This is a genomic window from Maribacter sp. (assembly GCF_039974175.1).
Taxonomy (GTDB): Bacteria; Bacteroidota; Bacteroidia; order Flavobacteriales; family Flavobacteriaceae; genus Maribacter_C.
Genome location: NZ_JBDWJN010000012.1, coordinates 136,381 through 158,330, shown reverse-complemented (window position 1 = coordinate 158,330; position 21,950 = coordinate 136,381). Strand labels below are relative to the sequence as shown.

Sequence of the window (21,950 nt, the reverse complement as noted above, 5' to 3'; positions counted from 1 at the left end):
TAAAATCCATAATAATGTGGAATTTTATTACATTGTGCCTTTAATAAAATCAATGATTAATTTTCCTTTGTTAGCAGGTGTTGCTGCCTCAGTATTACATGTAGTATCAGGGCCAGACCATTTGGCTGCTGTTACTCCTTTGGCTATAGAAACTAGACGCAAAGTATGGAAAATAGGTTTGTTTTGGGGATTTGGACATCTGATTGGAATGCTCCTCATTGGATTGCTTTTTCTTTTATTTAGAGAATACATCCCACTTGAAAAAATTTCGGAATATAGTGAGCAACTAGTTGGAGTTGTTCTAATTGCCGTCGGTCTATGGGCTTTATTCAGCATCTTTTACAAAAGTAAAAACCACAAACATCCGCATGTGCATGATGGAGAAGAACCCTATATTCATGTGCATGAACACGAGCATGATAAAAGCAAACTAGAACATTCGCATGCGCACGATAAGAAAGTCAAACAAAATCTTTGGTCTTCTTTTGGGATTGGTGTTCTACATGGCCTAGCGGGAATTGCTCATTTCATTTTATTACTTCCTGTTTTAGGATTTGAAAATCAATTTGACAGTATTCAATACATCGTTGGCTTTGGCTTGGGGACTGTTTTGGCCATGACCATTTACACTTTCTTATTGGGAAAAATTGCGAACTATTCTAAAGAACGAAACAATAAATCTCTTTTTAGAACTATTCGTCTCTCGGGAGGGATTTTCGCAATTGCAATTGGGATATATTGGTTGTATTTAAGCTTCTAAACTTTCAGCTCGGTAATAACAACTCGGTGATTTCCGGTGTCGGCGATTATGAGGTTATTTTCATCTGTAGTGATTGAAAAAGGCCAATATAATGAGCTTGAAGTACCATTTAATGTTTCCTTGTTTTCACTTCCAGTTTTGAAATCTCGTTTTCCGATGACCGCTGTAGCTTGCACATTATGATTTGTCGGAATTTTATCAAACCACAATATTCTACTGTTTCCTGTATCGTTCACCAGCAATCCATCTTTATAGAAACAGGCGTCATACGTCCAATTTAATGATTTTGAAGAAGGGAATAAGCCAAATTGGTTTTGTCCGCTTGCATCAAAATCGGTTTGACCAATAAGAATGTCTGCTGGTTTTGAAAATGCTTCGTCCGCATTGTTCCAAATAAGGTTGCGATAGAATTGCGTATCGGCTACGACCATTTGCTTTTTGGAATTAATCTTTACGGAATAGGGCCAAATGGGTTCATTGTTCTCATAATCACGGGTTGTAAAATCTGGCTTTCCAATTACTTTGTCCGCCTTCGCAAAATTTGATTTGGGAATTTCATTATAGAACAATATCCTCCGATTTCCTGTATCAGCTATCCAGAGACATTGTCCATCCGAGAAGACACCGTAGGGCCAATTTAAGGTCTGTGATGAGGGGTCATTCCCGATGCCCTTGTAATTAGTTAGGTTCGATTTAAAATCTGCTTGCCCTAAAACTACATCAGCTGCTTGCCCATTTTTGGTGGGTAAGGTATTCCAAATAAGCACACGATGATTCCAAGCGTCTCCAACAATTAAAACTTTTCCGTTGCTCCATATACCAGAAGGATAATGCAATGTGCTAGCAGTAACGCTACCTCCTGAATTTCTTCCAGTATCTTCAATTTCCAATTGACCAAGAACCACATCGGGTTCTTGATATTCTGAAGTAGGGATGTTATTCCAAATAAAAACCCGATTACGTCCCGTATCAGAAATGAAGAGATGATTGTTAGCTGTAAAGACTCCTCTTGGCGCTAAAAAAGGCATCTTTTCAGAACCCTTAAAAACATAAGAATTGGTAACGTGAGGACCGAGGGTTTCAAAATTCATACTAACAGATTCTAGGCAATTGTTCTCCTGGCAACATGCTGATAACTCGCTTGCCTCCAATAGCACTTTCCATTATTACCTGCTTGGGGTGTCCTGAAACAACGCTTCCGATAATATGAGCATTTTTACCATTTTCATCTTGTTGTAAAGCTGCTAAAACAGCATTAGCCTCTGACTCAGCAACAAAAGCAACAAATAATCCTTCATTAGCCACATACAAAGGGTCTAAGCCTAGTAATTCACATGCGCTTGCTACTTGTTCATCCATGGGAAAATCTCTTTGAATTAAGTCAATTCCTATTTCTGAAGATTGTGCTATTTCTTTGAGAACAGTCGCAACTCCGCCTCTAGTTGGGTCAGTTAATAAATGAAGGTTTTCACCAAATTGCTCAATCAAACTTAGTATCGTATGATTGAGGTTGGTAGTATCACTTTGGATTTCAGAATCAAATTCTAAACCTTCGCGAACAGACATAATGGCCATACCGTGGGATGCGACATTTCCGCTGATAATAATTTTATCACCTACAGCAATGTTTTTGGCACTGATTTTTGCCTTGGGATGAATGGGTCCAACCCCTGAAGTATTCACGAAAATCTTATCGCCTTTTCCCTTTTCAACAACTTTGGTGTCTCCCGTTACGATTTGTACACCTGCTTTTTCACATGCGAATTTGATAGCTACTAGAATATCCCAGAACTCTTTAACAGGAAGTCCTTCTTCAATAATAAAACTTAAAGAAAGGTATTTGGGAGTAGCACCGCACATGGCCAAGTCATTGACCGTTCCGTTGACGGCTAATTCCCCAATATTTCCTCCTGGAAAAAAGATAGGAGACACCAAAAAGCTATCCGTAGAAAAAGCAGTTTTCCCGTTCAATTCTAGAAAAGCACCATCATGGCGTTCATCAAGAATATCATTGCTAAGCAGGTCGAAAACACCACTATCTAAAAGTTTGTTGGTGAGTACTCCACCGCTTCCATGACCTAATGTGATGACATCAAAGTCAAGTTTAGGCATGGGGCATTGCAGCTGCATGCGTATTTTGTTGTTTTCCGACATGAATTTCTGATTAAGCCTCCACTAGTCCAGAAAAGTGATAGTAGGCCGCACAAGCCCCTTCACTACTTACCATTGGAGCGCCAAGTGGATTTGTAGGTTTACATGTTTTACCAAATTGTGAGCACTCGAAAGGTTTTTTAATCCCTTTCATAATCTGACCTGAAATACAATCTGGGTTTTCTGGTGCCTCCTCAATTGTGACATTATATTTTTTGGTTGCATCAAAGTCAGCATACTTTTCTCGAACGGCATAACCGCTTTCAGGAATTTCCCCAATACCACGCCACATTTGATTTCTTATTTCAAAAACCTCATTGATAACTTTTTGTGCATCAGGATTCCCATCTTCACGAACAATGCGGGCATATTGGTTTTCAACTTCTGACTTACTCTGTTCTAACTGACGGATGACCATCAAAATACCTTGAAGAACATCTAACGGCTCAAAACCAGTTACCACAATAGGCACTTTATATTCAGCAGATATAGGGTGATATTCTGTATTACCCATTATGGTGCACACGTGACCTGCAGCTAGAAATCCATCTATCTTACTTTCTTCATCGTCAATCACCGCCTTTATTGCTGGTGGAACTAAAACATGTGATGCTAAAATGGAATAATTTTTCACACCTCTGCGATGCGCGTGCACAACAGATAAGGCGTTGGCTGGAGCTGTAGTTTCAAATCCAACAGCAAAGAAAACAACTTCTCTATCAGGATTATCTTCTGCAATTTTTACAGCTTCTAAAGGAGAGTATAGAATGCGAACATCGGCTCCTTCAGCTTTGGCTTCCAAAAGACTTTTTTGAGAACCTGGCACACGTAGCATATCTCCGAAAGAACAAAGAATAACGCCTTTTTCAGCCGCCAAATACACTGCCTTGTCAATTAAGTTCAGTGGAGTTACACAAACCGGACAACCAGGGCCGTGAATCATGGTCACAGAATCAGGTAACATCTCGATGATACCATTCTTTACCAAACTGTGTGTTTGTCCACCACAAACCTCCATAATCGACCAAGGTCGAGAAACGGTGTTTTTGATTTCTTCTAAATATTTTTTCGCCAACTCGGGGTCGCGGTATTCTGACATGTATTTCATGGTGCCTTATTTAATTGGTTTTTGGCAAATATTCATCAACATCGGTTAGGTCTCCCAATTCACCTATTTCTTCTAAATATTTAAATGTTTTTTGTGCTTCTTCTTCGTTAACCTTACTAATTGCAACACCAACATGAACCAAAACATAATCACCAATATCCGCATCAGGTAACATCTCTAAACTTGCTTCTTTGGTAATACCTCCAAATAAAACTTTAGCCATACGCACTTTACCGTCGTATTGCATTTCAACACTCTTAATTTTTCCTGGAATTGCTAAACACATAACTCAATTTTTAATATGTTGATGATACCATAACTGACCTAACGAAATGTTCTCATCGTTACTAGACAATATACGATTAAATTTTAATTCAATCGGAGTCTTTTCAGCCATTTCAAGCAGTTTTTCGACCAAAATTGCATTTTGAAAAACTCCTCCGCTACACGCAACACAGCTAAAATTGTTTTGCTCAGCTATCTTGATAATGACCAAAGCCAAAGTATGAATAAAGCTATTTGCAATCTGTGCTTTTGGAAGGCCATTTAGAATTGCTTTTTGAATGTTATGGATTATAGTTTTTATGGGGATGGTCTGATATTCTACTCCGCATAAAAAATCAATATAATCCGCACCTTTATAATTTCTAGCTTCATTTTCTAAACGCATCGCAGCTTCACCCTCATAAGAAGTATTGTCAATATCAAGTAATAGGGAAGCAACCGCATCAAGGAGCCTACCTACGGAAGAAGTTTTTAACGAATTGCTTAGCAGCATTTTGGTGTAAACTTTCCACTCTGTTTCAGAAAATTTGGTTTTTGCGATATCCTTTTCAGTTTCTTGAAGCATACTCAACAAGGACAATCGCGGTTCTTTAGCCATCTTATCTGCAGCAATCCAATCTACGTATTCGAAATGGGTCAATCGCTCTATTTTGTTATTGTCATAGGTAAAAAATTCACCGCCCCAGATGGCATTGTCCTCTCCGAATCCGGTGCCATCCCAAACTACACCGAGAATTTTTTCTTCGAAATCAAATAGCTGATGTTCTCCCAACACGCTTGCAAAATGTGCTTTATGATGTTGAATTGAAACGAGTTCTGTATTCCATTTCTCCGCAAGCTCTCTGCCCAAAATACTGCTCTGATACTGCGGATGATTGTCTATTAAAATAGTTTCCGCTTTGGTATCAAAGAGGTCTTCGTACTTCTTTATACTATCCAGATAGCGTTCCGAAACATCATAGCTATCTAAATTCCCGAAATACGGACTCACATACGAATGCGAATTGGGTGTAAACGTGAAGGTGCTTTTTAAGTGCGCACCCATCGCCAATATTTTCTTTTTGTTTGTTTGATTGCTGTTCAAGTAATTTGGTGCTAAACCACGAGACCGTCTCAGTGTAATTTGATGGTCACCAGCAAAACGAACTACAGAATCATCTTGCGGAAAAGAAATAGCTAAATCGTGATGCAAGAAATAATCTGTCACCCCAATTAACTTTTCAATGGCATCATCTTTTTCTGAAATAATCGGGGAGCCATGAATGTTGCCACTCGTCGCAATAATGGGGGTTTTGAGTTCGTCCATCAAAAGGGTTAATAATGCAGATGATGGAAGCATAATGCCCAATTGATTTAAGTTGGGAGCAATGCTTTCCTGTTCTAAATCAGAAATAGTCTTTTTCGGATTTAGGATGACAATTGGTGCAATAGAAGAAGTAAGTGCTTTTTCCTCCGGCGCGCTTACTTCAAAATCTTTCTTGACTTTTTCAATAGATGGATAGAGTAGTGCAAAAGGTTTTGCTGGACGCTGCTTTTTTTGTCGCAATCGTTCGATTGCTTCCTTGTTGTTGGCATCGCAGCAGAGCAAATAACCATTGGTGTTTTTTATAGCCAATATGCTTCCACCTGAAAGTAAAGTAGCGGCTTTTTTAATAATATTACTTTGAGTTTCATTTAACTCTCTACCATCGGTATCATTTAATTGGAGTTGAATTCCGCAATCTGAGCAGCTATTCGTTTGCGAATGAAATCGTCTGTCATCTGGGTTTGCGTATTCCGTTTGACATGCATTGCACATTTCAAACTCAGAAACCGTTGTATTTGCCCGCTCAAAAGGAAATTTTGTTGTCACCGCATATCTAGGGCCACAGTTTGTACAAGTAGTAAAAGCATATCCATACCGTCTGTTGCTTAAGTCTCTAATATCTTCTTTGCAAGATTCGCAAATCGCGAAATCAGGGGTTAATGGAATATTGATTTGATGATTTGTTTCCGAAGAAACAATCCTGAATTCGTCATATCCTCGAAAGGGAATTTCTGAAATAGAATGCGATTGAATTATTGAAATTACGGGAGCGTTATTAAGTAGTTTCTCTAAAAAAATAATCCCTTTTTCTTCTGATGAGTTTATATGAATTAATACGCCATCTTGATTATTGCAAACAGAACCATTGAGCTCAAATTGTTTTGCTAAACCAAACACAAAAGGGCGGAAGCCCACCCCTTGTACTTGTCCTGAAATTTTGATTTCAAAGGTTTGTTGCATTTAAACATTAACCTTTCTTCTGTTGGATTTTTCCAAGCAACCAATCGCACCATTCATCAATACCCTCATCCGAAAGTGCTGAAAGTTGAATGACTTCTAATTCATGATTTACTTCGCGGGCATCTTTGGTAACTGCCTCTACAGAGAAGGGCACATAGGGCAATAAATCTGCCTTTGAAACCAACATCATATCGCTTGTCAAAAACATTTTTGGATATTTTTTTGGCTTATCATCACCTTCAGTCGTTGCCATTAGTGTTACCCGGTAGTCTTCGCCTAAGTCAAAAGAAGACGGGCAAACTAGATTTCCGACATTTTCAATGAATAGTAAATCGATATTCTCCAGGTCGAATTGGTCAAGTACTTGATGTATCATTTGTGCTTCCAGATGACAAATACCTCCAGTTACAATTTGCAAGGCTTGAATGCCCGTTTCACGAATACGGTCAGCATCGCGCTCGGTTTCCAAATCGCCAACCATAACCGCCATGGTAATTTTATCCTTTAGTTTCTGTGCGGTTTTTTGCATTAAAGTAGTCTTGCCACTACCAGCGGAGGACGTCACATTAATGAGAAGGGTTTTGGTTTTTGCCATCTCCTTCTTAATTATATCCGCAACAAAATCATTTGCCTTGAGCAAATTGATATTTGTGTTCTCGCATTGCACGGTACCCCGTGCTGCTTTTGTTGATTTATCTACCATAGTCTTTTCTTCTTTTAATCAATCTTCCTGCTAGTCGTTGAATTCTACTTTGTGAATCAACATTTCTTCTCCTTGAATCACATTTTTACTCGGCCGTTCACAATTATCACAAATAAATCGGTATTTCTGCACATCGGTAATATGGTCGCAAACTTCACATTGAATTTTTAAATCCGTCATTTCAATTTTTAGCTTCACATGTTGATACCCAGGATTGGTCATATGAAATGCTTCATAAGCATTATATAAAAGGCGGGGTTCAATATTTGAAAGAATACCCACCTTTAGATGAATGGCATTCATTTTATTCAATTTCTCCGCCTCAAACTCTTGTTCAAGGGTACGCATAATACTATTTACAATGGAGGTTTCATGCATTATATTAAGCTCTTAACTTTTTCTAATTCTTGAAGGTGCTTATCTGCCTGTTCTATCAAGCCTACATCTGAAACTAAGGTTTTAACTTCCTCAGCTTTCGCCTTCATATCTTCATACTTTTTTAACTCCTCCTTACTAGTCTCATTGTGGGTAAGCCAACCTAGTTCTAATTGATTCATCAGGGTTAGTGCACGCTCAAACGGATAAGCTTCTGCTGTGCGTACTTCAAGTGCCTCTTCAAATAATCCGGATGCCTTTTCTAAATTATTATGAATTTTTGCAGGAGGAAAATGCATTAATGCAGTAGCATAATTATGACTTGCCATAGCATTCTCATACGGATATTCGTCTTTCGTATAAAATGCCAATACCTCTTTGAAGGACGAGGCACAAAAGGCTGTCCACATTGGTTTTTCTTCAGCTCCTACAGGAATTTCAGAATAAATCAAGGCCAAATTGTGATGTACATCTGCAAATTTCTTTGGATGGGTATCCCGCTTGAATACTTTCAACACATCCTGAAAAGCATTGATAGCAGCTTTGTAATATTGCGGACTCCCATTTTTTGACCAAGTGTATAAAAGGATTGCTTTCTTGAAGCCAGCTTCACCTAAAAAATCGGGGATATCTTCTTGCTTAAAATATTGAATGGCTCTATTAATGAGTTCTTTAGAGGCTATAAAATCTTCTTTGAAATTGGCGACTTCAGCAGCGTCGACTAATAGCATTCCTGCTTGTATCTTTTGACCTTTTGCTTCATAGTGCGCAATAGATTGTAGTTGTAAGTCATGAACTTTATCTAGTTTTTCATTGCTGTAAGGCACTTGTAATTGCGCCATTAGAACTCCAGCTAAATGGGTGTTCATAGCGTTTTTTGCATCCTCAGAAATGACAATTGCAGCTTGTTCTTCCGCTAATTCTTTAGCTGTCTGTAGTTCACCAGCATCCAAAAGTAAATTCAAATAGTGCTTTGCGGAAAATACTCTTATCTCATCATTTTCAGCTTTAGCAACTGCATGCGAAAAAAGATTTTTAAGTTCTTCGTGGTTTAAGGGATTTTCAACAACCCCATAATAATTTAAAATCGCATGATTATGAGGTGAAGTATTGTAACAGAAGTCGACCATACCTGTCGAAATCTCATATCCGAATTGCAAATGAGTTGCAATCAAAAGGTGATGATATATTGGATATTCTTCAGAAACAAACTCAAACGATTTCTGTTGATTCCCCAGCTTATAGAATACTAATGCGAGCAAGTTTTCTCTGTTAAATGGAGTAGTGGGAAATGCATATGGTGGTTCCATATCATACCAATCCAACGGAATTGAAATTTCATCAGTATCCACAACCAAAGTTTTTAAGTCTTTTATAGTCTCTGAATCCTCAGTAATAGTGACCAATTCATCTAATCGGTCTACAGAGGCAATAGCCTCTTGAACTTTGTTATGGTCATTAGTTGTTGTTAATATCGTAAGCATCTTTGTCTACTTTTTGGTTGCCCCTTGGGTCTTTTGCTGCAGTTTGCTGCATGCTTCTGCCATAAATTTCGGCCAGTCGTTCGGTGCGATAATCGCCTATAGTTTGAATTAAGACTTGGTTTGGGTCTTTAGTATTGATAAATATAAGCGAAACTTCCCAACGGCCTTTGACCGGAGTTACTTTGTACTGTACCTCCGCATCTAAAAGCCAGTCGTTTTCTTGTTTCGCCATTGTTTTAATCTAAATACTCACCTTTATGAGATTCGTTTTTTCAATGATTTCATATTCTAATTCCCTATCCGTCATATCTAAATCGTTGTCAATTAAAATTTCACGAATAGCCAGGGTTTTATCTCCTTTTAAGTTACGCGATTTTAATAAAAATTGTGTCGGCTTATACATTTTAACAAACCATTGACTTGAAACGGGCGTGATTAGAATTTTTCCCTGTTCTTCCACATAGGTGATGTAGGCATAATGAATTTCTCCGAAAATGGGTTCAATCAATTCATTATCCAAATAAATATGAGAAGTCTTCAGGGTGATTTTAGCACTCACGTAGGTATCGATAGGTTTAAATCTTCCAGAATGTACCGTACCACTTTGTCTCCTGCTTCTTTTACAATGTCACTCAAATCAACTTCCAATTTGGTGTTTTCTATCGCTACCAAATACACTTGAATATCTTCCGGATAATCATCCTGTAATATCTTCTTGGTATATGATAAGGCTTGATCCCATTTCATTCCATGGAGAAAAACCAAAGGGTCATCTTGAGGAGCTTTCATCACTTCTTCTGCGGGGACTTTAAACAAAGTACCTACAGGCTCATTGCTATTCAAAACCGCATCGGCCAAAATTATTTTGTCATGACCTTTTAATCCGAAGAGCACTTCGAACGCCGCCGTGCCCATATCGAAAATACTAATATCCTCTGATTCTGGAAGTTTTTCACGTAGCTGTTCAATCACATAAATGCCTACCGCATCATCACTTCGCACTGGATTTCCAAATCCCATTATTGCCGTCTTCATATCTTTTTAATTTCCAGTTAAAGTAAAAAACTTTCCCGAGGTTGCCCTCAGGAAAGTCTTGATAAAACTATATGTCAGAAGTTATAGTTTAAATCGTGATAGCTCAACACCGCTCTCCGCATCATGGGCATGTACGGTACATACCAGACATGAGTCAAACGAACGAGCTACTATACCTACTTCTACTGGGTCTAAAGGGTCTTCTATAGTTGTACCCAAAAGCGCCGTTTCAATAGGCCCAGGATTATCATTACCATCTTGCGGACCAACATTCCATGTTGTTGGAGCCATTACTTGGTAGTTTTTGATAACACCATCTTTAATTTCTATCCAATGTGCCAAAGCACCACGGGCAGCTTCGGTAGCACCGAAACCTTTACCGTCTTTTTCTACAGGCTTCACATAGAACTCGCCATCTAAATCAATTTCAGATAACCATTGCTCAATGAACTTATAGATTCTTGGCGCTTCATGAACTCTAGCCAATACTCTAGTGAATACGCTAGGCCCAAGCTTTTTGATGATATCCCCAAATAAAGGGTCTCTGATTTGATGTTCTTTATTGTTTGGGTTGGCATTCATTACCACTCTCGCTAGCGGCCCTGCTTCAGCAGCATGTCCATCATAACGAGGCGATTTCGCCCAACTATATTGTCCATCAAAATCACTATCGTGTAAAGTCTGAGATTTTGCAGGAGTTGGTAGCGGCTCGTCCCAAGGGTGAAGTCCGTCTTCCTGATTGTCATACCAAGAATGTTTCACATGCTCGCTCACTTTCATATGGTCAAACTCATGATAGTTTTCACCATCAAAGAATCCACTAGATGAAATCAAAGCTGCATTTCTTCCCTCAATCGTCGGGTTGTTGTACATGTCTTTATGCAGGTATGTTCCTGTTGCCAAGAATTTTCCAACACCTTGCCCGAATTTATCCAATCCGAATTCAAGTCCTGCTCGAATCAATAATCCTAAATCACTATTTCGTTGTGATTCATTCTCATCTACCCAGGCCAGCATATCGTCCCAAGATTTGATTTCCATATAACGCTCAATAGAGCAGCCCAACCAAATTGGTTCAAGCCAATCGTTTTTGAACTGTGCTAAAATCGCATGCGCTCTTGTAATATCTTTTAGGGTTGGAGCACACATAACACCACCTGGCACCATATAACTTGAATGCGGCCATTGACCACCAAACAAGGCATAAATCTGAACAGGCAATCCACTTGCGGTCAATCCTTTTTGGAACGTTTCTCCAACATAAGCAGACCAGCGTTTTACGACTTCCTTATATAAAGGTTTATCGGCGTATTTTTTATTTGCCAAATCCGTAGCGAAAATTGCATAGTACCATCTTGGAATACTTTGAAGTGTTTCCGAAGCTTGACCAATTGCCCTTAATAAAAGTGCGTTGGGAGTCAACTTGGTTCCCCATGCTGTATCCAATGCAGATGAAGCACAATATAAGTGCGAGCCTCCGCAAATACCACAAATTCTAGGCGTAACAATGAGTCCCGATTGTGGGTCTTTGCCTGCCATGATTTTCTCGAAACCCCTAAACATTGCTGCTTGCGTATGTGCGCGAGTCACTTTGCCGTTGTCGATATAGACTTTCACATCTAAATCGCCTTCAACACGACCTACAGGAGATATATTTAATTCTGTAACTGACATTTCTTTTTCTTTAAGGTTCTATTATTTAGAAGTTTCCATTACTCTCTTATTTGTAGGCATGACTTTTTGAAAACCTGCCTCCATATAATAGGCTAACTTACTTCTACCTTCTGGTACTTCTTTAGGAAATACCCCTAAGTGCTTCATAGTTTTCAAAACACTTCCCTTTTTAAGGTCGTTATGCGGAAAACCTGGCTCGGTACATCCTAAACAAGGATGATTTGATCGAGTCTTACTCGATTGCCTATTCCAAAGAATATTATTACAACTTGCCCGTGTCATGGGGCCTCTGCAACCTACTTCATAGAAGAGACATCCGCCTCGGCGACCAAAGCCACCATCTACCTTTTGTGCAAAATTAGTCACGTTGGTACAGCCATCTTGAACGAAGTCAGTAAAGAAAGTTTTTGGTCTATGGTAATCATCAATTAGTACATCTCCAATTCTTCCAACTGAAATCGCTACAAGTATTTGTGTAATCCAATCGGGGTGCGCCGGGCAACCGGGAATATTGATTACGGGCAAGCCACCTTTCGATACAAAGTCGGCTCCTAAGAAACCACCCTTATTCTTTTTATGAAATTGCATTCCGGTAGATTCACTAGGGTTCGGAGGAACCGCAGGAATACCACCCCATGTTGCACAATCGCCAATGGCGACCACATAACCTGCCACTTTCGAAAGATCGTTGATCCAGTCCATCTGCGGACGATCTGCAAATAAATTCATGGTACCTGTATTGTTAGGACCCTGAATTATTGAACCTTCAAAAACAAGAATGTCCATTTGCACCTTTCCGTCTAGGATATCTCTTAATAAGTCTTGAACTTGGTCCCCAATCTGTAAACCGGTTGTTGGGTGCCATAAAATGTTTAATCCGAAATCGGTAATAAGCTCTACTACCGTTGGTTCTTCGGCATTCAAAAAGGACATCGTGTTGCCACTACATGCACCTCCTTGTAACCATAGTACGTTTGCCATAAATCTTAGATATTAATTTTGGAAGCCTTTAAAATAAGAATATTGTTAAATTTTAACAAAAATATTATGATATTCTATGCTATTTGGAATATATCTAAATAACTTCGTCAGAATATTCTCAACTTTATTGAATACATGATTTTGGTTACTTGTTCGTGAGTAATTTACTAAAGGTCGATTTTATCAAGGGATTGCATGTATAAAGAAAATCCAATAGTTAGAATAATTGTAAGTATCTGCTACCATGAATTTCTAAAATTCATATTTGTTTTTAATTAGAAAGGTTTAAAGAATTCTACTCTAAGAGTGATTCACAAGCATCATCAAGTGTTGTATTGCCTAACGTTTTTAGATAAGACTGAGTAACCGTTAGAGTTTGATGACCCATTGATTCACTAATTATATCCGTTGAAATTCCTTTTTGTTTTAGACAATTAGCAAAGCTATGACGAGCAGCATAACTGGTAAATGCATAATCTATATTGCAAAGCCGCGCAATATGCCTAAGATCTTGGTTGTATTCTGACAGCATTTTTTTCTTCCTATTTTGAATTTGATTTGGAGTATAATCTTCTCTAAAAAGAATCGGAAATATATAATCTGTTTGATTTCCATAAATTTTATAATGTTCAAGTATATCTTGAATTGGAGGTAATATTTTAATAACAAAACTAACCTTCGTTTTAGCTCTTGTATAATAGATGTTGTTTTCGGAGATATTACTCCATTTTAAATGGATCATATCGGCGAAATTCATCCCTCGGGTATAGAAGCTGAATAAGAAATAGTTCCTCGCATTAATTAATCTATTTGCTTCTAAATTACTTAACCCTTCAATTCTCTTAATTACATCTATTGATAATGCTCTTTTAAAAGGATTACTTTTCAGTTTTGAGATTTTATAATCCATAAAAGGATATTTGCTTTTTTTAATGAGGCCCCTACGAATAGCATTATTATATAGGGCTCTTAATGCTCTCATTCGTACCCCAACACCTCCATTTGAACCGCCGTTTTTCCTTAGAAAGACTTCATATTTTTCAAGGAAGCTGACATTAACTTGTCCAAAAGTCAATTCGTTGCTCCCATAAAACTTTTTAATGGACTTCGAAGTTTCTTTATTAACTCTAGCATTTCCGATTCTGTTAGAGTTTTCCATTTCAGTTATAATTTCTTCCCAAAAATCGAAAACGGAAAGATGTTGGTTTGATGATGTTCTAAATTTGTCTTCAAACTCCTTCAAGGTAAAATTGAGATTATCTTCTTCAAATCCGAGTAAGATTAAATGGGCTTTAAGCTTAATTTTTTCTAAAGCTGTATTTAAAACAATAGCATTAGAGTGGTTTGATTTAAATAAACCTCCCTTAGAATCCCAGTTTTTTGGTTGAGCAAAGAAGCCAAGACTTATAATTTTGGTCTTTCTATTTTTGATAATTTGTAATACAATTGGATACTCTCCATTTGCATATTCTTTGTTTTTCAGCTTGAACTTTATACTAGCCATAATTTAGTGTTGGGTCGAACATGGGTCGAACATTTATAGAAATTTCAGAAACTCTATAGAACTAAATAAAAGCTTAATTAACTGTAAATCAATCAGTATGGAGAGAATAGAAAAGAATAGAAAGCATTAAAAACAATTACTTTCTGACTCATAATCAGGGGGTCCATGGTTCGAGCCCATGTGGGACCACATTTAATTTCAAGCCTTTTGAGAAATCGAGAGGCTTTCTTTTTTCTGATGGGTAGACCAATTCACTTTTATTTCTCAAAGTAGCTATCACGAAAACTGAGGCGCTATTTGTTAGAATGTGAAAAGGAATACATTCGAGAAAATTTCAAAAATGAAGATATGGAGGTGCCGTTCTAAAGTCAAGCCAATAAAATAAATGACCTGTAAATATAGATTTGTAGTAAACTAGATTTGAACAAGAGTCTCTATAGCTTGAGATTTTAATTTATATTTGTGTATAATATACACATATCTTGAAAAACAAAATTAAACTTACCGTAGACGCAGTAGTATTTGGTTATGATTCGGGGAATATATCTGTGCTTCTGGTTAAACGTAAATACGAACCCTTCAAAGATGGTTGGGCTTTGCCAGGAGGCTTTGTATTGGAAAATGAAGATTTAGAGCAAGCAGTTCAAAGAGAATTGTCGGAAGAGACGGGTGCTAGAATTAACTACTTGGAACAATTATACACCTTTGGAGATTTAGGGCGAGACCCAAGGGGTAGAGTAGTCTCAGTAGCTTACTTCGGATTGGTCAAACCAAACGCCTTCAAGTTGACCGCGTCTACTGATGCAAAAAAAGCAGAATGGTTCGATATCAAAAAGTTGCCTAAGTTGGCTTTTGACCACAAGAAAATTTTAAAAATTGCTATTGAAAGACTACAAGGAAAAATTACTTATGAGCCTATCGGATTTGAGTTACTCGATAAAAAGTTCCCTTTTTCCGATTTAGAAAAACTTTATACCACCCTGCTGGATCGTGAAATTGACAGAAGAAATTTCAAAAAGAAAATTACTAGCCTGAAAGTTTTAGATGAATTAGACGAGAAGGTTTCTATAGGAAGAGGTAGGCCTGCCAGCCTTTTTAGCTTTAATAAGAAACGCTATTTCCAACTGAAAAAGGAAGGTATCATCTTCGAAATATAGCCTTATCTACAAGCTCTGAATTTTAATTTGCGTAAAAAAAACACAAAATATCTTGTGTTATTCAAAAACACATTTTATATTTGCGTAATAAATACACAAATTAATTTTTAAAACTATATATTATGTTCGGAATAAACTATATCAAATTCGATTCAATGAATTATGTTATCCATTTTAAAAATGGAAAAACTAAGAATGAGGGAAGGGGATTATCTTTTTTCTACTTTGCTCCTAACTCTTCCATAGTTTCTATTCCTATGGAGAGTAAAGATTTTCAGTTCATTTTTAACGAAACAACGAAAGACTACCAAGAAGTTTCTATTCAAGGGCAAATAACCTATAAGGTAAAAGACCCGAAGCAATTAGCAGAAGTTCTTGACTTTACAGTAGATAGTAAGGGTTATTATGTAAAAGATGATAATGAGAAAATTCAACAACGTATTATTAATGAAGCCCAAACTGCTAGTGCCGGAGTTATACAAAAATTGAGCTTGAAAGAAGCACTGCGTCAACTGCAGCAAATAGAAACACAGATTATGGACAGTGTTCAAAATTCTAAAACTGTGAATATGCTCGGACTTGAAATCTTGAGTGTGAATGTTTTAGGGGTAACACCGAATCCCGAGATGGCTAGAGCATTGGAAGCCCAAATGCGAGAGTCTCTTCAAAAAGAAGCGGATCAAGCTATCTATGAACGACGAAACTTTGCGGTTGAACAGGAGCGTATTATTAAGGAAACCGAATTGAATACTGAAATTGCTATTGAGGAGAAACAAAAACAGATTGCTGAAAAGCAAATGGAAACGGAAGTGGTGAAACAAGAAAATGAGCAGAAGCTTAAAGAAATGGATATGGCTTCCAACATTTCACTTGAGGATAGCAAACAGAAGTTAATCGAAATAAAGGTGGAAAACGAGAAAAAAGAAGCTGATGTCAAAGAGTATGTCTTGCACGCTAATCTTCGTCCTTATAAAGAACTGGATTGGAAAACGCTTATGGCAATCAATTCAGAAGGTGTGGACCCAAGAAACCACATTGCTCTTGCGTTTAGAGAATTGGCCGAGAATGCCGATAAAATTGGCAACCTAAATATTTCACCAGAATTATTGGAGTCTATAATGAGCACCAAGACCAAGTAATATGGAACTAGATAAGGTAATAGTCGTTAGAGATAAAACAAGGCTAGAGCAGCTCATAGAGCGTTTCAACTCAAAAGCTCAAGCCAAGTTTTATCTAGAGCGATCGGGAGAAGATTTCGGTTTCTATGAAAACGAACATGATACGTTTTACGCTTCACTAAGTCAAGTGGAAAAATCTATCTCCCCTTTGTTCAAGCATAAGGTCTTATTCCGCTCATTTTTACCAACCTATATGTTCGCGGATGGAGATTTAATTGTTGTTATAGGACAAGACGGATTGGTTGCCAATACAGCCAAGTATGTAAACGGCTTACCAATAGTGGCCGTTAACCCAGATGCAGAACGTTATGATGGTGTTTTATTACCTCATAACCCAGAGACTTTTCTAACAGCAATAAATAGTTTTGTTCATGGAAATCATAAATCGAAAATGGTAACTATGGCAAAGGCAACAATGAATGATGGACAATCTCTTTTAGCATTTAACGATTTTTATATTGGGGCCGCTTCGCATATATCTTCTCGATATAGTCTTGAATTTGGAGGAAAAAGGGAAAGCCAATCTTCCAGTGGTATTTTGGTTTCAACAGGTGCCGGTTCTACGGGTTGGATTAGTTCTGTCTTTAATATGACGAACAATATTAACAGCTATTTTTATAATCAGAAGAGAGAGTTTGATTCTGGATTGGATTGGGAAGATGATAAGTTGTTATTTGTGGTTCGTGAGCCATTCCTTAGTAAAATGTCCCAGATTGACTTGGGTTATGGAACTATTAAAAGAGGAAAATCTTTAAAAATTGAATCTAAGATGCCAACTAAAGGAGTGATTTTTAGTGATGGAATTGAATCTGATTTTTTGAACTTTAATTCAGGAAGTATCGTTGAAATAGGAGTAGCAAAAGAAAAGGCTAACCTGATAATCTAAATTATGAAAACTATTAAGGATGGAATTTTAGGTTTAGCCATTGGGGACGCCATTGGAGTGCCTGTTGAATTTCATTCTCGAGTTGTGCTGGATAAAAGCCCAGTTACCGACATGCGAGGATTCGGTACTCACCATCAACCACCAGGAACTTGGTCAGATGATAGCTCACTTACTTTTTGTTTAGCCGATAGCTTATGTGACGGTTTTGATTTAGCTGATATTGCGAAGCAGTTTATCGCATGGAAACTCAATGCTAAATGGACAGCGCATGATGAAGTTTTTGATATAGGTATTCAAACAATGAAAGCCATAAATCAATTAATTCAAATCAATCAAGATAAGGATTGGGAAAGCCTGAAATACTTAAGGTATGAAGTAGATGAATTCACAAATGGAAATGGTTCGCTTATGCGAATACTTCCGCTTTATCATGTTTTAAAGGGCGAAGGTGTTGAAAAAGGATTTGAAATTATATGGGAAGTTTCTGCATTAACACACGGTCATATCAGGGCAGCGATATCCTGCTTAATATATTTAGTTTTAGTAGATGAGTTACTGGAAGAAAGAGAAAAAGCGACAGCCTATTTTAATACAAGAACACGAATTAATAAATTCTTTCAAGAACGTGAAATCGTTACAAGAGAAACACAACAATTTGATAGAATTATTACAAACAATATTCAAGATTTAGATAGGAATGAAATTAAATCAAGTGGTTATGCAGTTGATAGCTTGGAGGCTTCTTTATGGTGTTTTTTGAAGAGTGAAAACTATAAAGACTGTATTTTAAAAGCCGTGAATCTAGGAGAAGATACTGATACTACAGCTGCAATTACTGGTGGATTGGCTGGTATTTATTATGGCTATGAATCGTTTCCCGAAAATTGGCTTGATGGTTTAGTAATGACAAAACAAATAGAAGAACTGGCTAATCGACTTGAAGAAAAATGGAAATAAAAAATGCGCCAACTCACATTGACGCATTCTAACCAACCTACTTATTGACGGAGAAAATCTCCTTCAATTGTTTTACCATACCTCCGTTACCAGAGACGGTAATCTCACCGATTTTTTCGGCGATCTTTTCAACGTATTCCATTTCCTTCAGCTTGAAGAGCATTTCGTTGTCTTCCATCAACTTTGCGGTGTTCAGCAAGCTTCTGGTAGACGCAGTCTCTTCACGTCGAGTAATGATATTCGCCTGAGCTCTCTTTTGGGCAACCAAAACCTGGTTCATGATGTCTTTCATTTCACCAGTCAAGATTACATCACGAATACCGCAACTCAAAACTTCAACACCCAATTGGATAGCAGTCGTTTTGATATCTGCAAATACCGCTTCTGCGATGCTTTCTTTTCGCTCTAGAAGCTCATCCAGGGTATAGGTGCCAATATAGGCGCGCAATACCAGCTGCATAGCAATGTACAATTGCTTTTCATAGTCTTTGCTACCTAGCAAAGCCTTTTCGATATCAACAACTTTATACTGTGTATAGAAGTTGATACGAATAGCGGCCTTGTCTTTAGTCAACAATTCTTGACCAGAAATTTCCAATTGCAATTGACGCATATCCGCTCTGGCGATTTTGATGGAAATGTCGTTCTTCCAGAAATGGTAGGTACCACTTTCCAGTGTTTTGACATAAACATCATCAACCAAGAGGACAGCTTTCTCATATGCCGCAACTTCCAAAGTACGAACATACGCTCGCAACTGAGGATGGCTCAGCATTGCTTTGCTGATAGCTTCTGTGATATAGATCTTACTCAAGTCCGCCATAACGAACTCGAAGTTTATCAGACCTTTCCAGAAAGCGTACTTACCAGCGGTAAGGACTTGTTTCAAGTTTCCGTTTTCAGAAACCAAGGCCAATTCGGCATCCTTAACTTCGATGATATGCAACATAGCTTCCAATCCTTGGTCCTTTAGCAAGATTTCTAATGCTATAGGAGCGACAAAGGCTTTGGTAAGGTCATAGACCTTAACCATATTTTGAAAACCTACCCAGTGTGTACCTTGGGTAATAACTTTTTGGTAATCGCCTCTTTTGAAGACCAAACCTACTTTTCCTGCATTGATTCTTACTCTTTTCATTACTTAAAATTTGTGTCCGCCAGTCGATTGACGGACGAACGGGTTAAACTATTTTCATTTATTATTAATTTGTTTTTCTCTTTTAAAAAACCGCAACTATAACTCATCTATTCGATACGGAAATATTGGTTTTCGAAGTTCTTTACAATTTGTTTTTTAGTATGCTTCAGTCGGTCTCCAATACTATTTATTGGTTTTTCCGAGGGAAGGATATTCAAAAAAGAAATTGCCTTTCACATCAAAAATTCAGTATTTCAAAGTAGTTTCAAGACTGTTGATTCATCCGAAGAAAAACCAACCGACCTATACCTACGGCTTTTTGTCAATTATACGGAGTGACCGTCCGGTGGTCTTTTTACAAGTGACCTTCTTCTTGAAAATGGATTTTGAGTCCATAACCTACATTAAAAGTGTAGTGCTCTACCCACTGAGCTACAGGTTTTTATACCTGACGGGAATCGAACCCGCGACACCTACGTCTGTTGTTCTTACCACTGAACTACCTCGTCAAAAACGAGAATGGGAATCGAACCCATGTCCTACAGAGTAGTGACTATTTTTTGGAAAACAGCCAAAACCTTCAAGTCAAGTTGCATATGAAGACCTAATACTTCTCAGTAAAACTTCACACAATAGTGCTATACAGAAACACCCAACAAGACCAGCTTGATATTGTTAATTCTGCCTAAGCAGAAATTTCTTTTCAATGAACTTTTTTAAGCCTCGCTTTACTCCTTGTTAAAGCGAGGCACTATCACAAACTATGTTTTCCAATTCGTTTGTTTTTAATTACCCTGCAAAGCTGAAACACAACTGCGCAATGATTATGCGTAGCTAAAATTTCTTTTATTTTAGTAGGAGTAGCAAGACTCGAACTCGCATTTCTAGGTTCGTAGCCCAGCGTTCTGTCCAATTGAACTACACTCCTGTTGTGGAACAGACAGGACTCGAACCTGTATCGTCGGATCTTCAATCCGCCGCATTGACCATCTTTGCTACTGTTCCCTTTTGGGTGTACTCCGGGACTCGAACCCTATTCTTCCCGTTCACAGCGGGGCGCTTTACCAAATAAGCTAGAGACACCATTTGAAAACCCGAAAGGACTTGAACCTTTACGACAAGGATCAAAACCTTGTATGCTAACCATTACATCACGGGTCTATTTGTAAGCCTAACAAGATTTGAACTCATACCTCAGGGTTAGAAATCCTGCGTGCTATCCATTACACCATAAGCTTATTATGTACCCCACCCAAGATTCGAACTTGGACTTTAAGGATTTTAAGTCCAGAACTCCGTTCGGTACCTTCGCAGAAACCGTGTTTCTTCTCGCCACTCTCTGCCAGTTGGGCTAGTGGGGTATTCGTACAGGGAGAGAGATTCGAACTCTCAAATACCTGATTCTAAGTCAGGCGCCTTTACCATTTTGGCCATCCCTGCAAATCGTTGAGGCATTAGGATTCGAACCTAAGACTCCCGTGTTAAAAGCACGGTACTCTACCAACTGAGTTATACCTCATTTTGTACTCTGTAGGGGAATCGAACCCCTGTTTCCTGATAGAAAGTCAGGCGTACTACCATTATACGAACAGAGCAAAAGTCTGAGAAGCAAGATTCGAACTTGCGACCTCCCGCTTCCAAAGCGGGTAAACTAACCACCGTTATCTTCCCAGTTTCGCAGTACCGACGGGACTCGAACCCGTACCTTCCCGATAGACAGTCGGGCGCTCTAGCCTTTGAACTACGGTACTTTGCGCGTCCGTAAGGATTCGAACCTCAATCATAGGTTTTGGAGACCCAGATGCTACCATTACACCACAGACGCGTTGTGGAAGCAGCAGGACTCGAACCTACATGTCATTTCTGAACCTGATTTTAACTCGTTCATTTCTATTGTTTTTATTTGTCTCGTTGAATTCGTAAACTCATTTCAGTCAGGCGAGCCAGCCAATTGCTCAATACTTCCATAATATTTAGAGACAAGGATGAGATTCGAACTCATAAAAAATGATTTTGCAGACCATTGCCTTAACCATTCAGCCACCTTGTCAATTTGGCGGAGGGCAAAGGAATTGAACCTTCACTGCCTTAAGCAGACTCGCTTAGCAGGCGAGCGCAACAAACCAATATTTGCCTACCCTCCAGTTGCTTCAGCCGTGGGGGTCTCAATTTGCTAGATTCGAAAAGAATCTTTATGAGCCATTATCTACTAATGCTTTTATTCATATTTTTTATTTTAGAACGTTTTTCATTTATTCGCTAGCCCAGCTCGGGCCAAGAGGGTGGCCACCGCCCTTTGGCTTGCTCT

21 protein-coding genes and 15 tRNA genes are annotated in these 21,950 nt (G+C 38.3%); 6 read left to right on the top strand and 30 right to left on the bottom strand.

Features of this window, described 5'->3' with window-relative positions; translation table 11 throughout:
- Positions 1-52: 52 nt before the first annotated feature.
- Positions 53-760 carry a sulfite exporter TauE/SafE family protein gene (locus ABJN95_RS16955; protein WP_348372138.1) on the top strand — a complete coding sequence of 236 codons (708 nt, stop codon included), beginning with the start codon at positions 53-55 and terminating at the stop codon, positions 758-760.
- Here the strand turns inward: ABJN95_RS16955 and ABJN95_RS16950 are convergent.
- The 14 genes from ABJN95_RS16950 to ABJN95_RS16885 all read right to left on the bottom strand — a co-directional run bounded on the left by ABJN95_RS16950 (position 757) and on the right by ABJN95_RS16885 (position 14,326).
- Positions 757-1,851 carry a hypothetical protein gene (locus ABJN95_RS16950; protein WP_348372136.1) on the bottom strand — a complete coding sequence of 365 codons (1,095 nt, stop codon included), beginning with the start codon at positions 1,849-1,851 and terminating at the stop codon, positions 757-759. The two genes, ABJN95_RS16955 and ABJN95_RS16950, sit on opposite strands and share 4 nt — an antisense overlap.
- A 1-nt stretch (position 1,852) precedes the next feature.
- Positions 1,853-2,914 (bottom strand): hydrogenase expression/formation protein HypE, encoded by a 1,062-nt coding sequence (gene hypE, locus ABJN95_RS16945; RefSeq protein WP_348372135.1) that lies wholly within the window; start codon positions 2,912-2,914, stop codon positions 1,853-1,855.
- A gap of 10 nt (positions 2,915-2,924) precedes the next feature.
- Positions 2,925-4,019 carry a hydrogenase formation protein HypD gene (hypD, locus tag ABJN95_RS16940; protein ID WP_348372133.1) on the bottom strand — a complete coding sequence of 365 codons (1,095 nt, stop codon included), beginning with the start codon at positions 4,017-4,019 and terminating at the stop codon, positions 2,925-2,927.
- Positions 4,020-4,029: 10 nt separating this feature from the next.
- Positions 4,030-4,305, bottom strand: coding sequence for a HypC/HybG/HupF family hydrogenase formation chaperone (locus ABJN95_RS16935; protein ID WP_348372131.1), 276 nt, complete (start codon positions 4,303-4,305; stop codon positions 4,030-4,032).
- 3 nt (positions 4,306-4,308) lie between these two features.
- A complete protein-coding gene (gene hypF, locus ABJN95_RS16930) occupies positions 4,309-6,570 on the bottom strand; it encodes a carbamoyltransferase HypF (protein ID WP_348372129.1) in 2,262 nt (753 codons plus the stop codon).
- Between the two features lie 7 nt (positions 6,571-6,577).
- Positions 6,578-7,273: a hydrogenase nickel incorporation protein HypB gene (hypB, locus tag ABJN95_RS16925; protein WP_348372128.1), complete on the bottom strand. Its 696-nt coding sequence runs from the start codon at positions 7,271-7,273 to the stop codon at positions 6,578-6,580.
- Positions 7,274-7,303: 30 nt separating this feature from the next.
- Entirely contained in the window at positions 7,304-7,651 is a 348-nt protein-coding gene (locus tag ABJN95_RS16920) for a hydrogenase maturation nickel metallochaperone HypA (RefSeq protein WP_348372126.1), read from the bottom strand.
- Complete coding sequence (locus tag ABJN95_RS16915) at positions 7,651-9,132, bottom strand: hypothetical protein (protein WP_348372125.1); 1,482 nt, start codon at positions 9,130-9,132, stop codon at positions 7,651-7,653. Before ABJN95_RS16915 ends, ABJN95_RS16920 begins: the two co-directional genes overlap by 1 nt.
- Positions 9,107-9,364 carry a hypothetical protein gene (locus ABJN95_RS16910; protein ID WP_348372123.1) on the bottom strand — a complete coding sequence of 86 codons (258 nt, stop codon included), beginning with the start codon at positions 9,362-9,364 and terminating at the stop codon, positions 9,107-9,109. The genes ABJN95_RS16915 and ABJN95_RS16910 overlap by 26 nt, the downstream gene beginning before the upstream one ends.
- 9 nt (positions 9,365-9,373) lie before the next feature.
- Entirely contained in the window at positions 9,374-9,691 is a 318-nt protein-coding gene (locus tag ABJN95_RS16905; protein ID WP_348372121.1) for a hypothetical protein, read from the bottom strand.
- Positions 9,688-10,167, bottom strand: coding sequence for a hydrogenase maturation protease (locus ABJN95_RS16900; RefSeq protein WP_348372120.1), 480 nt, complete (start codon positions 10,165-10,167; stop codon positions 9,688-9,690). Before ABJN95_RS16900 ends, ABJN95_RS16905 begins: the two co-directional genes overlap by 4 nt.
- Before the next feature lie 81 nt (positions 10,168-10,248).
- Entirely contained in the window at positions 10,249-11,841 is a 1,593-nt protein-coding gene (locus tag ABJN95_RS16895) for a nickel-dependent hydrogenase large subunit (protein WP_348372118.1), read from the bottom strand.
- Between the two features lie 21 nt (positions 11,842-11,862).
- On the bottom strand, positions 11,863-12,822 hold the full coding sequence (locus ABJN95_RS16890) for a hypothetical protein (RefSeq protein WP_348372117.1): 960 nt from the start codon (positions 12,820-12,822) through the stop codon (positions 11,863-11,865).
- A gap of 295 nt (positions 12,823-13,117) precedes the next feature.
- The gene (locus ABJN95_RS16885) at positions 13,118-14,326 is read right to left on the bottom strand and encodes a site-specific integrase (RefSeq protein WP_348372115.1); all 1,209 of its coding nucleotides are present in this window, start codon (positions 14,324-14,326) and stop codon (positions 13,118-13,120) included.
- Positions 14,327-14,808: 482 nt separating this feature from the next.
- On the opposite strand from ABJN95_RS16885, the gene ABJN95_RS16880 reads away from it, so the two are divergent.
- The 4 genes from ABJN95_RS16880 (at position 14,809) to ABJN95_RS16865 (ending at position 18,504) form a co-directional block, all read left to right on the top strand.
- Positions 14,809-15,483 (top strand): NUDIX domain-containing protein, encoded by a 675-nt coding sequence (locus ABJN95_RS16880; protein WP_348372114.1) that lies wholly within the window; start codon positions 14,809-14,811, stop codon positions 15,481-15,483.
- Positions 15,484-15,605: 122 nt separating this feature from the next.
- Positions 15,606-16,622 (top strand): SPFH domain-containing protein, encoded by a 1,017-nt coding sequence (locus ABJN95_RS16875; protein WP_348372112.1) that lies wholly within the window; start codon positions 15,606-15,608, stop codon positions 16,620-16,622.
- A gap of 1 nt (position 16,623) precedes the next feature.
- Positions 16,624-17,547 carry a sugar kinase gene (locus ABJN95_RS16870; protein WP_348372111.1) on the top strand — a complete coding sequence of 308 codons (924 nt, stop codon included), beginning with the start codon at positions 16,624-16,626 and terminating at the stop codon, positions 17,545-17,547.
- Between the two features lie 3 nt (positions 17,548-17,550).
- Complete coding sequence (locus ABJN95_RS16865) at positions 17,551-18,504, top strand: ADP-ribosylglycohydrolase family protein (protein ID WP_348372109.1); 954 nt, start codon at positions 17,551-17,553, stop codon at positions 18,502-18,504.
- Positions 18,505-18,541: 37 nt separating this feature from the next.
- Here ABJN95_RS16865 and ABJN95_RS16860 read toward each other — a convergent pair whose 3' ends face one another.
- Entirely contained in the window at positions 18,542-19,642 is a 1,101-nt protein-coding gene (locus ABJN95_RS16860) for a slipin family protein (protein ID WP_348372107.1), read from the bottom strand.
- A gap of 226 nt (positions 19,643-19,868) precedes the next feature.
- Between ABJN95_RS16860 and ABJN95_RS16855 the strand changes: the two genes are divergently transcribed.
- The gene (locus ABJN95_RS16855) at positions 19,869-20,192 is read left to right on the top strand and encodes a hypothetical protein (protein WP_348372106.1); all 324 of its coding nucleotides are present in this window, start codon (positions 19,869-19,871) and stop codon (positions 20,190-20,192) included.
- Positions 20,193-20,497: 305 nt separating this feature from the next.
- Here the strand turns inward: ABJN95_RS16855 and ABJN95_RS16850 are convergent.
- The 15 genes from ABJN95_RS16850 to ABJN95_RS16780 form a co-directional block, all read right to left on the bottom strand.
- A tRNA-Arg gene (locus ABJN95_RS16850) sits at positions 20,498-20,570 on the bottom strand.
- Between the two features lie 4 nt (positions 20,571-20,574).
- A tRNA-Phe gene (locus ABJN95_RS16845) sits at positions 20,575-20,647 on the bottom strand.
- A 4-nt stretch (positions 20,648-20,651) separates the two neighbouring features.
- Positions 20,652-20,726: transfer RNA gene (locus ABJN95_RS16840), tRNA-His, on the bottom strand.
- 5 nt (positions 20,727-20,731) lie between these two features.
- Positions 20,732-20,803: transfer RNA gene (locus ABJN95_RS16835), tRNA-Gln, on the bottom strand.
- A gap of 5 nt (positions 20,804-20,808) precedes the next feature.
- Positions 20,809-20,880, bottom strand: a tRNA-Arg gene (locus ABJN95_RS16830).
- 6 nt (positions 20,881-20,886) lie between these two features.
- Positions 20,887-21,003, bottom strand: a tRNA-Leu gene (locus tag ABJN95_RS16825).
- Between the two features lie 5 nt (positions 21,004-21,008).
- Positions 21,009-21,082: transfer RNA gene (locus tag ABJN95_RS16820), tRNA-Leu, on the bottom strand.
- Positions 21,083-21,088: 6 nt separating this feature from the next.
- A tRNA-Lys gene (locus ABJN95_RS16815) sits at positions 21,089-21,161 on the bottom strand.
- A 5-nt stretch (positions 21,162-21,166) separates the two neighbouring features.
- Positions 21,167-21,237, bottom strand: a tRNA-Glu gene (locus ABJN95_RS16810).
- Between the two features lie 5 nt (positions 21,238-21,242).
- Positions 21,243-21,315: transfer RNA gene (locus ABJN95_RS16805), tRNA-Pro, on the bottom strand.
- Between the two features lie 5 nt (positions 21,316-21,320).
- A tRNA-Asp gene (locus ABJN95_RS16800) sits at positions 21,321-21,393 on the bottom strand.
- Between the two features lie 3 nt (positions 21,394-21,396).
- Positions 21,397-21,467: transfer RNA gene (locus tag ABJN95_RS16795), tRNA-Trp, on the bottom strand.
- Between the two features lie 4 nt (positions 21,468-21,471).
- A tRNA-OTHER gene (locus ABJN95_RS16790) sits at positions 21,472-21,608 on the bottom strand.
- An 11-nt stretch (positions 21,609-21,619) separates the two neighbouring features.
- Positions 21,620-21,692 (bottom strand) — tRNA-Cys (locus ABJN95_RS16785).
- A 4-nt stretch (positions 21,693-21,696) separates the two neighbouring features.
- A tRNA-Ser gene (locus ABJN95_RS16780) sits at positions 21,697-21,785 on the bottom strand.
- Positions 21,786-21,950: the final 165 nt, after the last annotated feature.

Bases quoted from the DNA above. Each gene is read 5' to 3' on its own strand.
- ABJN95_RS16895 (WP_348372118.1), bottom strand. From the start codon at position 11,841: ATGTCAGTTACAGAATTAAATATATCTCCTGTAGGTCGTGTTGAAGGC.
- ABJN95_RS16860 (WP_348372107.1), bottom strand. From the start codon at position 19,642: ATGAAAAGAGTAAGAATCAATGCAGGAAAAGTAGGTTTGGTCTTCAAA.
- hypB (WP_348372128.1), bottom strand. From the start codon at position 7,273: ATGGTAGATAAATCAACAAAAGCAGCACGGGGTACCGTGCAATGCGAG.
- hypF (WP_348372129.1), bottom strand. From the start codon at position 6,570: ATGCAACAAACCTTTGAAATCAAAATTTCAGGACAAGTACAAGGGGTG.
- ABJN95_RS16955 (WP_348372138.1), top strand. From the start codon at position 53: ATGATTAATTTTCCTTTGTTAGCAGGTGTTGCTGCCTCAGTATTACAT.
- ABJN95_RS16865 (WP_348372109.1), top strand. From the start codon at position 17,551: ATGAAAACTATTAAGGATGGAATTTTAGGTTTAGCCATTGGGGACGCC.
- ABJN95_RS16870 (WP_348372111.1), top strand. From the start codon at position 16,624: ATGGAACTAGATAAGGTAATAGTCGTTAGAGATAAAACAAGGCTAGAG.
- ABJN95_RS16915 (WP_348372125.1), bottom strand. From the start codon at position 9,132: ATGCTTACGATATTAACAACAACTAATGACCATAACAAAGTTCAAGAG.
- hypE (WP_348372135.1), bottom strand. From the start codon at position 2,914: ATGTCGGAAAACAACAAAATACGCATGCAGCTGCAATGCCCCATGCCT.
- ABJN95_RS16885 (WP_348372115.1), bottom strand. From the start codon at position 14,326: ATGGCTAGTATAAAGTTCAAGCTGAAAAACAAAGAATATGCAAATGGA.
- ABJN95_RS16900 (WP_348372120.1), bottom strand. From the start codon at position 10,167: ATGAAGACGGCAATAATGGGATTTGGAAATCCAGTGCGAAGTGATGAT.
- ABJN95_RS16920 (WP_348372126.1), bottom strand. From the start codon at position 7,651: ATGCATGAAACCTCCATTGTAAATAGTATTATGCGTACCCTTGAACAA.
- ABJN95_RS16875 (WP_348372112.1), top strand. From the start codon at position 15,606: ATGTTCGGAATAAACTATATCAAATTCGATTCAATGAATTATGTTATC.
- hypD (WP_348372133.1), bottom strand. From the start codon at position 4,019: ATGAAATACATGTCAGAATACCGCGACCCCGAGTTGGCGAAAAAATAT.
- ABJN95_RS16890 (WP_348372117.1), bottom strand. From the start codon at position 12,822: ATGGCAAACGTACTATGGTTACAAGGAGGTGCATGTAGTGGCAACACG.
- ABJN95_RS16950 (WP_348372136.1), bottom strand. From the start codon at position 1,851: ATGAATTTTGAAACCCTCGGTCCTCACGTTACCAATTCTTATGTTTTT.
- ABJN95_RS16935 (WP_348372131.1), bottom strand. From the start codon at position 4,305: ATGTGTTTAGCAATTCCAGGAAAAATTAAGAGTGTTGAAATGCAATAC.
- ABJN95_RS16910 (WP_348372123.1), bottom strand. From the start codon at position 9,364: ATGGCGAAACAAGAAAACGACTGGCTTTTAGATGCGGAGGTACAGTAC.